The sequence below is a fragment of the Sphingomonas sp. BT-65 genome, from assembly GCF_026107375.2.
GTDB lineage: Bacteria > Pseudomonadota > Alphaproteobacteria > Sphingomonadales > Sphingomonadaceae > Sphingomonas.
In genome coordinates this window covers 1,806,372-1,819,361 of record NZ_JAPCIA010000001.1, presented here as the reverse complement: position 1 = coordinate 1,819,361, position 12,990 = coordinate 1,806,372, and the positions used below count along the sequence as shown (strand labels likewise).

The following is a 12,990-nucleotide window of genomic DNA, read 5'->3' as shown; positions in this document are numbered from 1 at the left end:
CGGATTGCGTTACACGACGAAGGCTAGCTCCCGAGCGAGAGCTTGGCGAACCCGGTCACGCTGACCGGCGACTTGCCGTAATAGGGATCGAGCGCGTCGGGCTTGGCATAGGCCGCCACCGTCCCGCCCAGCGCGAGGTTGACCGACTTCACGATCGGGATGCGATAGGCATAGCCGCCCTCGAACCGCGCGACGCGGAACGCCTGATCGTGCAGCGGATGGGCGTGATCGGGGAACAGCTCGCTATTCTCGGTCACCTCGGCGCGCCCGAACAGCGTGTGACGGGCGTCGATGTCCCAATTCGCCTCGGCCAGCCACGCGGTCAGCGTGTCACCGGGGATGCGGTTCTTGGCCGAGAAGGCGAGCGTCGCGGAGAGCCCGCCGCGGGCATAATGCACGCTCGCGGTGGTCCGCGCCTCGTCCCCGCCGTGCAGCGCCTCGGGCTCCTTGAGCCGCCCATGGCTCACCTGCATCGCCCAGTTGGGCGAGGGGGTGAGCGTCGCGCGCAAGCTCCACGAATCGAACTTGGGCGTGTCGATCCCCCAGCGCTCCTCGTCGGGCTCGCGCCCGGTGAATAGCGATCCCTCGAGCTGGAACGCGCGCGTTCGCACCCCGGCCGTGGCGACGCCGTAGGTGATATGAGTCGAATCGAACCAGTGGTGCGCGATCGGCGACATCGGCTGGTAGCGCGCCGAGCGGCGGTGCATGAAGGCGGGCGGCCCCAGCGCAGGCTCGCCCACCGGCCCGCCATAGAGGAAGGCGGTGGCGCCGTCGGCGACATCGACCTCGACTCGCGCCGCCAGCTCCATGAACAGGTCGTGCGGGTGCTGGCGATCGACCAGCGCCTCGCCGAACGCGGTCTCGCCGGTCGCGAACAAATTGGGATAGCCGCGCCGCCCCATCAGCGGTTCGAGGCTGAACATCGTCCTGAGCTCGATCCGCGCACCTTCGCCCAGGTCGCGAGCGGCGGTCACCATCCCCATCGACTGGACGAAGGCCATGTCGTCGCCGCGCGGCCCGCCCTGGTCGGTGGCGACGCCCCACAGATAGCCATGGCCCATGATCATCCAGTCGCCGGCCATGAGGTGAAGGCCATCATGCTGGCCGCCCTCCGCCGCGGGGAGCAGCGCGGTGCCCGACGCCATCACGGCATGGGGGCCCGGCTTGGTCGGAGCGGCCTCCTCTTGCGCGGGGCCATGCTGGTGATGCTGGTGCGGAGTGGGTGCCGGAGCCGGGGTGGGTGCAGGCGCGGGCATGTGGTGCTGGCCGTGATCCGGCTGCGGTGCGGGGGCCGGTGTCGGCGTCGGGGCGGGGGCCGGCGCCGGAGCCGGGGTTGGCGCCGGTGCGGGAGCCGGCATCTGGTGCTGGCCATGGTCGTGCTGCTGGGCCGCGACGGGCAGCGGCGCCGCCGCCAGCAGGGCGGCGAGCGATATCTGTGTCTTCATCTCAAAATCTCCGTGTGTGATCGTTCGAGCGGGGCACAGGCCCCGGCGACGATCAGGCGCGCGGAGGAGGTGGTTCGGGCGTCAGCGCCGAGGCGGGTGAGCCCGCGGCCAGCGGCGGCAGTCCGTGGCGGGCGATATGCAAGCGTGGCGGCGCGACTCGCACCAGCTTCAGCGTCGCCGGGGCGATGCAGCCGACGCACAATGCCTTGCCCATCTTCACCGGCTGATCGGGCTGGGGAGCGGGCGCATCGTCCATCGCCATCGCATGCCCGGCCATCGCGGCCGGTTCGTCATGGCACGCCGGCGCCGCCGTCGCCGGGGCGGGCAGGGTGCTGAGAACCAGCGCAAGCATCAGGAACAGCCGGACGAGCATCGCGTCCCCATAGCGTGTGTGCGCCGCGCCGCCAACCATTGCTCCTGCGCGGCGCCGCACCTAGCTTCGTCGCGATGCCTTCGCCCGATCTTTCCGCTGGACTTCGCGCCCGCCTGATCGGCGTGGTGCGCCGCACCTTCAACGACCAGGAAAAGGGCGAGAAGCCGGTCCAGCGCAGCGACGACGCGCTGTTCCCGCGTGGCTGCGTCACCTGGCGCGTGCATGGCGACGTCACCACGATGATGGTCGGCGGGGTCGCCTCGCTGCTGCTGCAGATGCTCCACCCGGCGGTGCTCGCGGGGGTGTGGGACCACAGCGCCTTCCGCAAGGACATGCTCGGCCGCCTGCGCCGCACCGCGCGCTTCATCGCCGAGACCACCTATGCCGAGCGCAGCATCGCCGAGGCGACGATCGCGAGGGTGCGCGAGGTGCACGCGCGCGTCGCCGGCACGCTGCCCGACGGGACACCCTATCGCGCCGACGATCCCGAGCTGCTCGCCTGGGTGCATGTCACCGAGATGTGGAGCTTTCTCGCCGCCTGGCAGCGCTATGGCGTGCCGATCACGCGCGCCGAGGAGGACATCTATTATGCCGAGACGGCGCGCATTGCCGAAGCGCTCGGCGCCGATCCGGTCCCGCGCAGCAAGGCCGAGGCCGACGCATTGATCGCCGCGATTCGCCCGCAGCTGGTGGTCGATGCCCGCACCCGCGAGGTCGCGCGCTTCGTGCTCGAGCATCCCGCGCCGAGCCTGGTCGTCGCGCCCGCCCAGACCGCGATCTTCGCCGCCGCGGTCGACCTGCTGCCCGACTGGGCGCGTGCGATGCACGGCCTCAAGCGCCCGCCCGCGACGCCACTGGTGCGCGGCTCGACGCTGGCGATCGCCAAGACGTTTCGCTGGGCGTTCGGCTAAAACCCCTCTCCCTGTGGGAGGGGGAATCTACACGTTAAACCTGAACAGCATCACGTCGCCGTCCTGGACGACATATTCCTTGCCCTCGGAGCGCAGCTTTCCGTTGTCGCGCGCGCCGGCCTCGCCGTTGAACTTGACGTAATCGTCGAATGCGATCGTCTCGGCGCGGATGAAGCCGCGTTCGAAATCGGTGTGGATCTCGCCCGCGGCCTGCGGCGCCTTGGCCCCGACATGCGTGGTCCAGGCGCGCGCTTCCTTGGGGCCGACGGTGAAGAAGGTGAGCAGGTGGAGCAGCGAATAGCCCGCGCGGATCACGCGGGCGAGGCCGGTCTCCTCCAGCCCGAGCTCGCCGAGGAACTCGCCGCGCTCGTCGGCGGGCATGGTCGCGATCTCGGCCTCGATCGCGGCCGAGACGACCACCGCCTCGGCGCCCTCGGCCCTGGCCTTCTCGAACACGCGCGCGGAGAATGCGTTGCCGTTGGCGGCGTCCTCCTCGTTGACGTTGCACACGTAGAGCACCGGCTTGGCGGTGATGAGCTGCGCCTGGCCGAAGACGCGCTCTTCCTCGATATCCTTGGGCTGGGTCAGCCGCGCGGGCTTGCCCTCGCGCAGCAGGTCGAGCGCCTGGCCGAGCACGCTGGCGGCGATCTTCGCCTCCTTGTCGCCTTGCGCGGCCTTCTTCTGCAGGTTGGGGACGCGCTTCTCGAGGCTTTCCAGGTCGGACAGCATCAGCTCGGTCTCGACCGTCTCGGCGTCGGCGATAGGATCGACCTTGTTGTCGACATGCTGGATGTCGTCATTCTCGAAGCAGCGCAGGACGTGGACGATCGCGTCCACCTCGCGGATGTTGCCGAGGAACTGGTTGCCGAGGCCCTCGCCCTTGCTCGCGCCGCGCACCAGGCCGGCGATGTCGACGAAGCCGAGCTGAGTCTCGATGATCTTGGCCGATCCGGCGATCTTCGCCAGCGCCTGCAGCCGGTCGTCGGGCACCGCGACGTTGCCCACGTTCGGCTCGATCGTGCAGAAGGGGTAGTTGGCCGCCTGCGCCGCGGCGGTCTCGGTCAGCGCGTTGAAGAGTGTCGATTTGCCGACATTCGGCAGGCCGACGATGCCGCAGCGAAAGCCCATGATCTGGTCCTGTAGTCCGGGAAAGGCGCGCAGATAGGGCGGACGGCGGCAAAAGGCCAGCATGCAAAAAATCCTCCCCTGAGCTTGCTCAGGGGAGGGGGACCGCCCGCGTAGCGGGTGGTGGAGGGGCCGCCCCGAAGAGGGCGGTATCGGGTTGAGCGATTTCCGCCGTGCTTCGCCCGGCGGCCCCTCCGTCATCGCTGCGCGATGCCACCTCCCCTGCGAGGCAGGGGAGGACTGGTCACGTCAGCGGCAACGCACGTTGCCGCGGTCGATCTCACGGCCGAGCAGCGCGCCGCCCGAACCACCCAGCAGCACGCCGAGCAGGTCGCCATTGCCGATCGCGCCGCCCAGGATTCCGCCCAGCGCCGCGCCGACCACCAGGCCCGTCGTGCCGTCGTTGCGGCGGCAATAATAGCGGTTGTCGCGGCCGCGATAGATGCGATCGTTCCGGCTCAAACGCCGCTCGCGATAATTGCCGTTGCGATAATTGTCCGACGGATCCCAGCGGCGGTCGCTGCGGTCGCCGTACCAGCGATAGTCGCGGCGGCGATCCCGGTCGCGGTCGCGGTCGCGCCAGTCGCGGCCGCGCCGGTCGTTCCAGTCGCGATCGCGCTGACGCTCGCGCTCTTCCCAGCTCTGCGCGTGCGCCGTGCCCGACAGGACGGGCGCGGAGACGGCAGGGATGGCGAGCGAGAGCGCGAGAATTGTGGTCAAACTCTTGCGCATGATAAATCTCCTGAAGCTCAGGAAGATGAATCGTATCACATGCGCAATGGTTCCCGGAAATCGGTCGGCCCGATACGATTTATCGGTAGTTGAAGCTGATGCTGACTCGCTCGGCCTTGGCATTTCCCGCCACCACCTCGTGCCGCAGCCAGCTCTCCCACAGGAAGATCGTGCCGGGCGCGGGCTGGGCATAGACGAACGTCTGGAGATCCTCTGGCGCATCGGCCCGGCGCGGCGGCGCCGCCATCATCAGCGGCAGTCGCGGATCCTCGAGCTTGAGCGTTCCCGCCCCGGGCGGAACGTCGATATAGAGCGTGCCCGAGATGATGCTGTGCGGGTGGATGTGCCCCGAATGCGTGCCGCCGGGCTTGAGGATGTTGACCCACAGGCTGTCGAGCTTCGGCTTGCGCGCCAGGTCGAACGCACACTCCGCCGCGAACCTGGCCGCGTGGCGGTTGAGGTGGCGGACGAGGTCGGCGAAGCGCGGGTCGCGCGCGGGCAGGTCGTCGAGCGAGGCATAGGAGGTGTAGCCGCGATAGCCATGCGCCTTGGACCAGGCCTGTCCTGCGCGATCCTGCTCCGCGAGGTCGCGGCAGGCGTCGCCGAGCTCGGCGAGCAGCGCGTCGTCATTCAGCGCGGTTTCCGAAAAGCGCGTGGCGAACAAAGTGCGGATCGTCATGCCGCTCCGCAGAGCATGCGCGCGTTGGCTGCGCAAGCCGTGCCATGTTGACACCCCCGCCACGCACGGCAAAGTCGCGCGTTCGAAACGGAAGGAAGTCCATGAATCGTATCGCAATCCTGGCGCTCGCCGCGCTGGCCGGCTGCGGCGACCAGGCGGCGGAGGAAAAGGCCGCGGCGGAGGCAAAAGCCAAGGCGGTGGCGGCCGAGAAGGCGAAGCTGCTGGACGATGCGCTTGCGCTCAACACGCGCTGCTATGCCGCGATCAAGTGGCAGGAGAAGTTCCTCGACAGCCCGGTGCCGCGCTCGATCACGGGCGGCGCGGCGCCGTTCCTCGGCTATTACCGCACGATGATCGCAAACAAGCTCGGCGACCAGGTGGTTCCCGCGCAGGCGCCCAAGCCCGAGCTCTCTAAGGCCAATCTCGATGCCTATCTCGCCTGGGCCGCGACCGACCAGATCGAGAATAATCTGGGCCAGGGCGATCGTGCACAGGCGCAGGCGACCTTCACCACCTGCGTCCAGAGCGCAGCCGAGTTCGGCACCGGGACGATGGCGAAGCTCAGCCCGGCGGAGCGCCTCGGCCGCATTCAGGAGCTGCGGCAGATCATGACGGCGACCGGAAGCTGAGGACGCGGAGCCCGAACCCAATTGCGGCCTTCCGTTTCCGTCTCCGTCACGCTACCGGAGGACGCACGCAACCCCCGCGGGCGCATGCCCGTTCATCCGCGGTAAAGGCGAAAAGCGCCTTGCAGATGGGCAAGTAACAGGAGTCGAAGCATGATTCGCCGTTCCATTCTGATCGCCAGCACCGCTGTGGCGCTGACTGTCGCCGGATGCGGCGGCGATGACCCCTCGCCGACGCCCACCCCGTCGCCGACTCCGACGCCGAGCCCGTCGCCCTCGCCGGTCAGCTATTCGACCCTCCCGCTCACCGTGGCGGCGGAGGTGTTCACGGTCAGCGCGGCGATGAGCTATACCGGCGATCCCGCAGCGGGGCCGGTCACGCTCGGCACCGCCGGCACCGACGGCTTCTCGAACCGTGTGCGCCTTGCGCTGCAGAGCACCGCGACGACCAGCCAGACGACCGAGGTCGTAGTGCGCGAGAATACCGAGGAGTCGCGCTTCACCGGCGCCGACCTGAGCGTCGTGCCGGCGACGACGGTCACCGAATATGTCTATAGCGAGACCACCGCGCCGACCACGCCGGGTCAGTTCACCCGGCTCGAACTGCTCAACAACACGATCACCGCGACGCCCAGCGTCGTCACCAGCGACGTCGCACTGGCGCGTTCCTATGTGAGCTATGGCGCCTGGTGGCGCGGCGACAGCACGACGGGGGCCAAGCGGGTGACCTATGGCACCTTCGGCTATCCCACCGTGCCCAGCGACATGCCCACCACGGGCAACTCCAGCTATATCGCGCGGATCGCCGGCCGCGTGGTCACCTCGCCCGGTGCAGGCGCGAGCAACGTTCAGAAGCTCGGGGGCACGGTGACGGTGCTGCTCAACTATGCCACGGGCCTCGTCAACCTGACGCTCAACCTGACCCGGGAGGACGGTACGGTTTACGGTACTTTCACGGGCACCGGTGCGATCGCGGCGGGCAACAACCAGTTCACCGGCAGCTTCGGCCCGGGCAGTCCCGCGGGCGGCACCTTCCAGGGCCTTGCCTATGGTCCGAAGGCGACCGAACTCGGCATCACCTTCGCGATCACGGGCAGCGACAATCGTGCAGTCGGCGTGGTGATCGGGCGGCAGGGCTGATCCGCCGCAACGAACTCGTATCGAAGAAAAGGCCGGGTTCACGCCCGGCCTTTTTCTTTGCTCTCAGGGCGCCTGCTGGAGTCGCAGCGCGATGTCGCTCATGAACCGGGCGTCGTCGCCCTTGGCCAGCCACTCCGCCTCCGCCGCGATCGCGCCGAGCAGGTCGGAAAGGTCCTCGATCTCGCTCTTGGCATAGTTGCCGAGCACATAGCCGGTCACCCGGTCCTTGTGCCCGGGATGACCGATGCCGATGCGCACGCGGCGGAATTCCGGCCCAAGATGCTGGATCGCGCTGCGGATGCCGTTCTGCCCCGCCGCGCCGCCGCCGCGCTTCACCTTGACCTTGAACGGCGCGAGATCGAGCTCGTCGTGGAACACGGTCACGTCCGCCTCGCCGAGCTTGTAGAAATCCATCGCCGCGCGGATCGATCGCCCGCTCTCGTTCATATAGGTCGCGGGCTTGAGCAGCAGGATCTTCTCCCCGCCGACGCGCCCCTCCTGCAGCCAGCCCTGGAATTTCTTCGCGGGCGGGGTGAAGCCGTGCACCTCCGCGATCGCGTCGGCGGCCATGAAGCCGACATTGTGCCGGTTCATCGCATATTGCGGTCCCGGATTGCCGAGGCCCACCCACAATTGCACGCCGCTTGCTCCCGAAACGAAGAACGCCCCCGCACCGGGGTGCGGAGGCGTCTAATCGATCCCCGGTGAGGGGAAAAGGCTTACTCGCCGTCCTTGGCTTCGCCGTCGGTCGGACCGGCGGTCTCGGCCGGCGCAGCCTCGTCGGCCGGGGTCTCGCCCTCGGCCGTGGCCTCGTCAGCCGCCGCTTCCGCTTCAGCGGCTTCCGCAGCTTCGGCTTCCTCGGCCTTCAGTGCCGACGGGGCGACGATCGTCGCGATGGTGAAGTCGCGGTCCTCGATCGCGCTCTCGGCGCCCTTGGGCAGGGTGACGGCCGAGATGTGCAGCGCATCGCCGACGTCCATGCCCTTCAGCGACACGGTGATCTCGCTCGGGATCTCCGAGGCGTCGCAGACGATCTCGAGCTCGTGGCGGACGATGTTGAGCACGCCGCCCTTCTCGAGGCCCGGCGAAGCTTCCTCGTCGGCGAACACGACGGGGACGTTGACGGTCACCTTGGCATGCTCGGAAATGCGCAGGAAATCGACATGGACCGGGCGATCGGTCACGACGTCGAGCGACGCGTCCTTGGGCAGGGTGCGGATCGGCTTGCCGCCGGCGCCCTCGATCATCACGACCGAGTTGAAGAAGTGGCCGGTGTGCAGCGCCTTGGTGAGCGCGCGCTCATCCAGGTGGATGCTCAGCGGTTCCTGATTGTTGCCGTAGATCACGGCGGGGACGCGGCCTTCACGACGCAGCGCACGGGAGGCTCCCTTGCCAACCCGGTCGCGCGTCTCGGCCGACAGCGTAAGCGTGTCGCTCATGTGTCGTTCCTATGCGCTAAGTGGTTCATCACCGGCCAAGCCTCCAGGGATGACCCTGACCGGAAGCGCGCGCCTATAGGCGGGTGAAGCGCCAGAGGCAAGTAAATCCTCCCCGGCACGGGGAGGGCGACCGCGAAGCGGTGGTGGAGGGCCGCCGCGTAGACGGCGGTGCGTGCGGCGAGGTTCACCGCCCTCTGCGGGGCGGCCCCTCCGTCATCGCCTCGCGATGCCACCTCCCCGTGTCGGGAGGAACTTAATACGCCACGCGTTCGGCCTTGATCCCCTTTTCGGCGAGCAGAGCCTGCACGCTGCCCTTGCCGGCGAGGTGCCCGGCGCCGACCGCGAGGAATACCGTGCCCGGTTGCGCCATCCGCGCCGCCACCCAGTCGGCCCAGCGCGCGTTGCGCCGCGCGATCAGCGCCTCGGCGACCTCGGGCGAGGCCTGCGCCACGCGGTTCATCTCGGCGCCCACCGTCTCGGCGTCGCCCGCCCCCCAGGCGGTGACGAAGCGCGCCAGCCGCGGGCCGGCCTCGGGCAACTCCTTGACCGTGGCGTCGAGCATCGCGCTCTGCGCCGCGCCGGAGAGGCCGTCGAACAGCATCAGCTGTCCGCGCGCCGATTCGAGCGCCTTGACCGGCTTGCCCGCACCCTCGGCCGCCTCGGACAACGCCGCCTCGACTCCGTCCTCCGTGCCATAGCCGGCTTTCGCCACCGCGAGCTGGCTGAGCGTCAGCGCGGCGAGCCACGGCTCCATCTTGTCGATCGCACCCTTGGGCATGCCGAGCTTCTGCGCCGCCGCATCGACCTCCGGCGCGAAGGGCGGGCCGCCGCGCGTGCCGAGCTGCGTGGTCAGCGCGGCGATCGCCTGCGGATCGGGCTTCGCGATCTCCAGCACCACCTCGTCGCTCGCATCGAACGCGTCGCGCACGCCCTCGTCGAACCAGCGCATGCCGGGCTTGAGCACGTGCACCGTGCCGAACAGGTAGATGGTGGTATCGTCGTCCTTGACCATCCACAAAGCCGGATCGGCATCGCTGCCGAAGATCGAGCAACCGGAGAGGAGAAGCGCGGCGAGAGCGGGAAGGGTGCGTTTGAGCATCTGCCGCTTCCAAGCCGATCCCTTGCGCCGCCGTCAACCACCGCCCGGTTAACCAGTGCGAGCGCTTGCGGTTGACCGCGCTCTGGCCCTGCGTCAAAGCGCAGCCCCATATGACCACGCCGCTCAGCTTCCAGGGCATGATCCTCAAGCTCCACGATTACTGGAGCCAGCGGGGTTGCCTGATCCTCCAGCCCTATGACATGCGCATGGGCGCGGGGACGTTCCACACCGCGACCACGCTGCGCGCGCTGGGGCCGGACCCGTGGAATGCGGCGTTCGTTCAGCCCTGCCGCCGGCCGACCGACGGCCGCTATGGCGAGAACCCCAACCGGCTGCAGCATTACTACCAGTATCAGGTGATCCTGAAGCCGAGCCCGCCCGATTTGCAGGAGCTGTATCTGGGGTCGCTGGCCGCGATCGGGATCGATTTCACCAGGCACGACATCCGCTTCGTCGAGGACGATTGGGAGAGCCCGACGCTCGGCGCCTGGGGCCTCGGCTGGGAAGTGTGGTGCGACGGGATGGAGGTGACTCAGTTCACCTATTTCCAGCAGATGGGCGGCTTTGACTGCAAGCCGGTGTCGGGCGAGCTGACCTACGGGCTCGAGCGGCTGGCGATGTACATCCAGAACAAGGACAGCGTGTACGATCTCGCGTTCAACGACGCGCAGGACGGCAAGCCGACCTTCACCTATGGCGACGTCTTCCTCGAGAACGAGAAGCAGATGTCGAAGTGGAACTTCGAGATCGCCGATACCGAGACTTTGTTCGACCTGTTCCGCAAGGCCGCGGCGGAGTGCGAGAACTGCCTGGGCGCGGGCCTGCCGATTCCCGCGTACGAGCAGGCGATCGAGGCGAGCCACATCTTCAACCTGCTCAACGCCCGCGGCGTGATCTCGGTCGCCGAGCGCCAGGCCTATATCGGGCGGGTGCGCGATCTCGCGAAGGGGTCGTGCGCGGCGTGGATGGAAAAGAACGGGTGGGCGGCGTGACGGATTTCCTCCTCGAACTCCGCTCGGAAGAAATCCCCGCGCGGATGCAGGACAAGGCGCGGGAGGATCTCGCGCGCCTGTTCGCCGCCGAGCTGGACAAGGCCGGAATCAAGGCCGCCGAGCTCGTCACTTATGCGACCCCGCGCCGCCTCGCGCTGATCGCGCGCGATCTGCCTGCGCAGACGCAGGCGGTGAGCGAGGAGACCAAGGGCCCGCGCGTCGGCGCGCCGCCCCAGGCGCTCGAAGGGTTCCTGCGCAAGGCGGGGCTGACCCAGGACCAGCTGGTCGAGCGCGACGGCGTGTACTTCGCGGTGATCGACAAGCCGGGGCGCGCCACCGCCGAAGTGCTGGCCGCTGCGATCCCGGCGATCGTCCGCGCCTTCCCCTGGCCCAAGTCGATGCGCTGGGGCGACGCCTCGCTCTCGACCGAGAGCCTGCGCTGGGTGCGCCCGTTGCAGGGCATCGTCGCGCTGTTCGGCGACGACGTGGTTCCGTGCGAGGTCGCGGGCGTCGTCTCGGGCGCGGCGACCGTCGGGCATCGCTTCCATCATCCCGGTGTCATCACGATCGGCTCGACCTCCGACTATGTCGAGAAGCTGCGCGCCTGCCATGTCGTGGTCGACCAGGCCGAGCGCCGCAACATCATCGCGCTCGGCGCCAAGATGGCGGCGAACAAGGCCGGCCTCACGCTGATCGAGGACGAGGGGCTGCTGATCGAGAATGCCGGCCTCACCGAATGGCCGGTGCCTTTGCTCGGCCGTTTCGACGAAGCGTTCCTCGACGTGCCGCCCGAGGTGATCCAGCTGACGGCGCGCATGAACCAGAAATATTTCGTGTGCCAGGATGCGGCGGGCAAGCTGGCGAATGCCTTCGTCTGCACCGCGAACATCGACGCGGCCGATGGCGGCGCGAAGATCGTCGAGGGCAACCAGAAGGTGCTCGCGGCGCGGCTGAGCGACGCGCGCTTCTTCTACGAGACGGACTTGAAGGTGCCGCTCGAGGAGCAGGCGAAGAAGCTTGAGAAGATCGTCTTCCACGAGAAGCTGGGGACGGTGGCCGACAAGGTCGAGCGGGTGGCCAAGCTCGCGCGCTGGCTGGTCGAGGAAGGGGTCGTAAAATCCTCCCCTTCAGGGGAGGTGGCATCGCGAAGCGATGGCGGAGGGGCCGCCGTGGAACACGGCGGGCTACGCCCGCCGCCCCTCCACCGTCCTTCGGACCGTCCCCCTCCCCCGTCGGGGGAGGAATTGGCAGACCTCGCCGAACGCGCCGCCCGCCTCGCCAAGGCCGATCTCGTCACCGGCATGGTCGGCGAGTTCCCCGAGCTGCAAGGCCTGATGGGCGGCTACTACGCCGCCGCGCAGGGCGAGGACGCGGCGGTCGCCGAAGCGATCCGCGACCATTACAAGCCGGTCGGGCAGGGGGATGACGTGCCCACCGCACCGGTGACGGTGGCGGTGTCGCTGGCGGATAAGATCGACACGATCGGATCCTTCTTCAAGGTCGGCGAAAAACCTACAGGTTCGAAGGACCCCTTCGCTCTACGGCGAGCTGCGATTGGCGCGCTATCCTTGATTACCGAGAATTCTCTCCGCTTTCAGTTGGAGAAAGTTTTCATCAAAATCGGCGGAGAAGGAGAAGTCGTTTTTGATCTATTCGATTTTTTCTTGGAACGTCTCAAGGTTCAACAGCGAGCGATTGGGGTTAGACACGACCTTATCGAAGCGGGCTTTCTTTCTGATCAGGCGGAGCTCGGGCGACTGACGGAAGTCATACGCCTGCTAGAATTGGTGAAGGCGCTGCAGTCCTTCGTGACCACCGACGATGGCGCCAATCTCCTCGCCGGCTACAAGCGGGCCGCCAACATCCTCAAGAAGGAGGGGTACGCCGCCTCCGACCCCGCCCGTCATCCCGGCCTTGTGCCGGGATCCACCGCGCCGCAGGCGGCGGCATCGCGGGTGGAGGGCTGGACCCCGGAACAAGTCCGAGGTGACGAAGGTGGTGAGGGGCCTAAAGTGCGTTCCTACACCCCCGAACCCGCCGAGGCTGCCCTCATCGCCGCGCTCGACGCCGCCGAGCCCAAGGCTGCCGCGGCGGTCGAGTCCGAGCAGTTCGAGGCCGCGATGGCCGCGCTCGCCACGCTGCGCGCGCCGATCGACGCCTTCTTCACCGACGTGACGGTCAACGACGCCGATCCGGCCAAGCGCGAGTCCCGGCTCGCGCTGCTCGCGCGGATGCGCGATGCCGTCCACCGCGTCGCCGATTTCGGCAAGATCGAGGGCTGAGTGCAGTGCAGCGCGCGCCAGCGTCGCCCTGTCCATTTTTGTCATGCCCAAGCAAATCTTAGTCGCTGACACCGCTGGACAAGGCCTTTCGCCCCGTTCGCACCTGCGGTAGGCGCGGCGAAAGCGCCGGGGAGGGCGTCAGCGAAG

13 protein-coding genes are annotated in these 12,990 nt (G+C 68.2%); 5 read left to right on the top strand and 8 right to left on the bottom strand.

Annotated elements, in window-relative coordinates:
* Window positions 1–23: 23 nt before the first annotated feature.
* Together OK349_RS08685 and OK349_RS08680 are read right to left on the bottom strand one after the other, a co-directional pair.
* Window positions 24–1,445 carry a hypothetical protein gene (locus OK349_RS08685; RefSeq protein WP_265117419.1) on the bottom strand — a complete coding sequence of 474 codons (1,422 nt, stop codon included), beginning with the start codon at window positions 1,443–1,445 and terminating at the stop codon, window positions 24–26.
* A gap of 52 nt (window positions 1,446–1,497) precedes the next feature.
* On the bottom strand, window positions 1,498–1,818 hold the full coding sequence (locus tag OK349_RS08680) for a hypothetical protein (protein WP_265117418.1): 321 nt from the start codon (window positions 1,816–1,818) through the stop codon (window positions 1,498–1,500).
* 74 nt (window positions 1,819–1,892) lie between these two features.
* On the opposite strand from OK349_RS08680, the gene OK349_RS08675 reads away from it, so the two are divergent.
* Window positions 1,893–2,729 (top strand): oxygenase MpaB family protein, encoded by an 837-nt coding sequence (locus tag OK349_RS08675; RefSeq protein ID WP_265117417.1) that lies wholly within the window; start codon window positions 1,893–1,895, stop codon window positions 2,727–2,729.
* 27 nt (window positions 2,730–2,756) lie between these two features.
* On the opposite strand, the gene ychF is transcribed toward OK349_RS08675, so the two are convergent.
* The 3 genes from ychF to OK349_RS08660 form a co-directional block, all read right to left on the bottom strand.
* The gene (gene ychF / locus OK349_RS08670; protein ID WP_265118566.1) at window positions 2,757–3,857 is read right to left on the bottom strand and encodes a redox-regulated ATPase YchF; all 1,101 of its coding nucleotides are present in this window, start codon (window positions 3,855–3,857) and stop codon (window positions 2,757–2,759) included.
* Window positions 3,858–4,103: 246 nt separating this feature from the next.
* Window positions 4,104–4,586 carry a glycine zipper 2TM domain-containing protein gene (locus OK349_RS08665; RefSeq protein WP_265117416.1) on the bottom strand — a complete coding sequence of 161 codons (483 nt, stop codon included), beginning with the start codon at window positions 4,584–4,586 and terminating at the stop codon, window positions 4,104–4,106.
* Window positions 4,587–4,665: 79 nt separating this feature from the next.
* Complete coding sequence (locus OK349_RS08660; RefSeq protein WP_265117415.1) at window positions 4,666–5,265, bottom strand: TIGR02466 family protein; 600 nt, start codon at window positions 5,263–5,265, stop codon at window positions 4,666–4,668.
* Window positions 5,266–5,366: 101 nt separating this feature from the next.
* On the opposite strand from OK349_RS08660, the gene OK349_RS08655 reads away from it, so the two are divergent.
* The gene (locus tag OK349_RS08655) at window positions 5,367–5,894 is read left to right on the top strand and encodes a hypothetical protein (protein ID WP_265117414.1); all 528 of its coding nucleotides are present in this window, start codon (window positions 5,367–5,369) and stop codon (window positions 5,892–5,894) included.
* A 150-nt stretch (window positions 5,895–6,044) separates the two neighbouring features.
* Entirely contained in the window at window positions 6,045–7,031 is a 987-nt protein-coding gene (locus OK349_RS08650; RefSeq protein WP_265117413.1) for a transferrin-binding protein-like solute binding protein, read from the top strand.
* A 63-nt stretch (window positions 7,032–7,094) separates the two neighbouring features.
* On the opposite strand, the gene pth is transcribed toward OK349_RS08650, so the two are convergent.
* From pth to OK349_RS08635, 3 genes are all read right to left on the bottom strand, one after another.
* Window positions 7,095–7,670, bottom strand: coding sequence for an aminoacyl-tRNA hydrolase (gene pth, locus OK349_RS08645; RefSeq protein ID WP_265117412.1), 576 nt, complete (start codon window positions 7,668–7,670; stop codon window positions 7,095–7,097).
* A gap of 80 nt (window positions 7,671–7,750) precedes the next feature.
* Complete coding sequence (locus OK349_RS08640) at window positions 7,751–8,470, bottom strand: 50S ribosomal protein L25/general stress protein Ctc (RefSeq protein ID WP_265117411.1); 720 nt, start codon at window positions 8,468–8,470, stop codon at window positions 7,751–7,753.
* A 253-nt stretch (window positions 8,471–8,723) separates the two neighbouring features.
* The gene (locus tag OK349_RS08635; RefSeq protein ID WP_265117410.1) at window positions 8,724–9,569 is read right to left on the bottom strand and encodes a TraB/GumN family protein; all 846 of its coding nucleotides are present in this window, start codon (window positions 9,567–9,569) and stop codon (window positions 8,724–8,726) included.
* Between the two features lie 110 nt (window positions 9,570–9,679).
* Between OK349_RS08635 and OK349_RS08630 the strand changes: the two genes are divergently transcribed.
* Both OK349_RS08630 and glyS read left to right on the top strand, forming a co-directional pair.
* Complete coding sequence (locus tag OK349_RS08630; protein ID WP_265117409.1) at window positions 9,680–10,561, top strand: glycine--tRNA ligase subunit alpha; 882 nt, start codon at window positions 9,680–9,682, stop codon at window positions 10,559–10,561.
* Window positions 10,558–12,843, top strand: coding sequence for a glycine--tRNA ligase subunit beta (glyS, locus tag OK349_RS08625; RefSeq protein WP_265117408.1), 2,286 nt, complete (start codon window positions 10,558–10,560; stop codon window positions 12,841–12,843). The genes OK349_RS08630 and glyS overlap by 4 nt, the downstream gene beginning before the upstream one ends.
* Window positions 12,844–12,990 lie beyond the last annotated feature (147 nt).

Coding starts and splice junctions, on each gene's coding strand:
- OK349_RS08685 (WP_265117419.1), bottom strand. CDS start 1,445: ATGAAGACACAGATATCGCTCGCCGCCCTGCTGGCGGCGGCGCCGCTG.
- OK349_RS08680 (WP_265117418.1), bottom strand. CDS start 1,818: ATGCTCGTCCGGCTGTTCCTGATGCTTGCGCTGGTTCTCAGCACCCTG.
- OK349_RS08675 (WP_265117417.1), top strand. CDS start 1,893: ATGCCTTCGCCCGATCTTTCCGCTGGACTTCGCGCCCGCCTGATCGGC.
- ychF (WP_265118566.1), bottom strand. CDS start 3,857: ATGGGCTTTCGCTGCGGCATCGTCGGCCTGCCGAATGTCGGCAAATCG.
- OK349_RS08665 (WP_265117416.1), bottom strand. CDS start 4,586: ATGCGCAAGAGTTTGACCACAATTCTCGCGCTCTCGCTCGCCATCCCT.
- OK349_RS08660 (WP_265117415.1), bottom strand. CDS start 5,265: ATGACGATCCGCACTTTGTTCGCCACGCGCTTTTCGGAAACCGCGCTG.
- OK349_RS08655 (WP_265117414.1), top strand. CDS start 5,367: ATGAATCGTATCGCAATCCTGGCGCTCGCCGCGCTGGCCGGCTGCGGC.
- OK349_RS08650 (WP_265117413.1), top strand. CDS start 6,045: ATGATTCGCCGTTCCATTCTGATCGCCAGCACCGCTGTGGCGCTGACT.
- OK349_RS08640 (WP_265117411.1), bottom strand. CDS start 8,470: ATGAGCGACACGCTTACGCTGTCGGCCGAGACGCGCGACCGGGTTGGC.
- OK349_RS08635 (WP_265117410.1), bottom strand. CDS start 9,569: ATGCTCAAACGCACCCTTCCCGCTCTCGCCGCGCTTCTCCTCTCCGGT.
- OK349_RS08630 (WP_265117409.1), top strand. CDS start 9,680: ATGACCACGCCGCTCAGCTTCCAGGGCATGATCCTCAAGCTCCACGAT.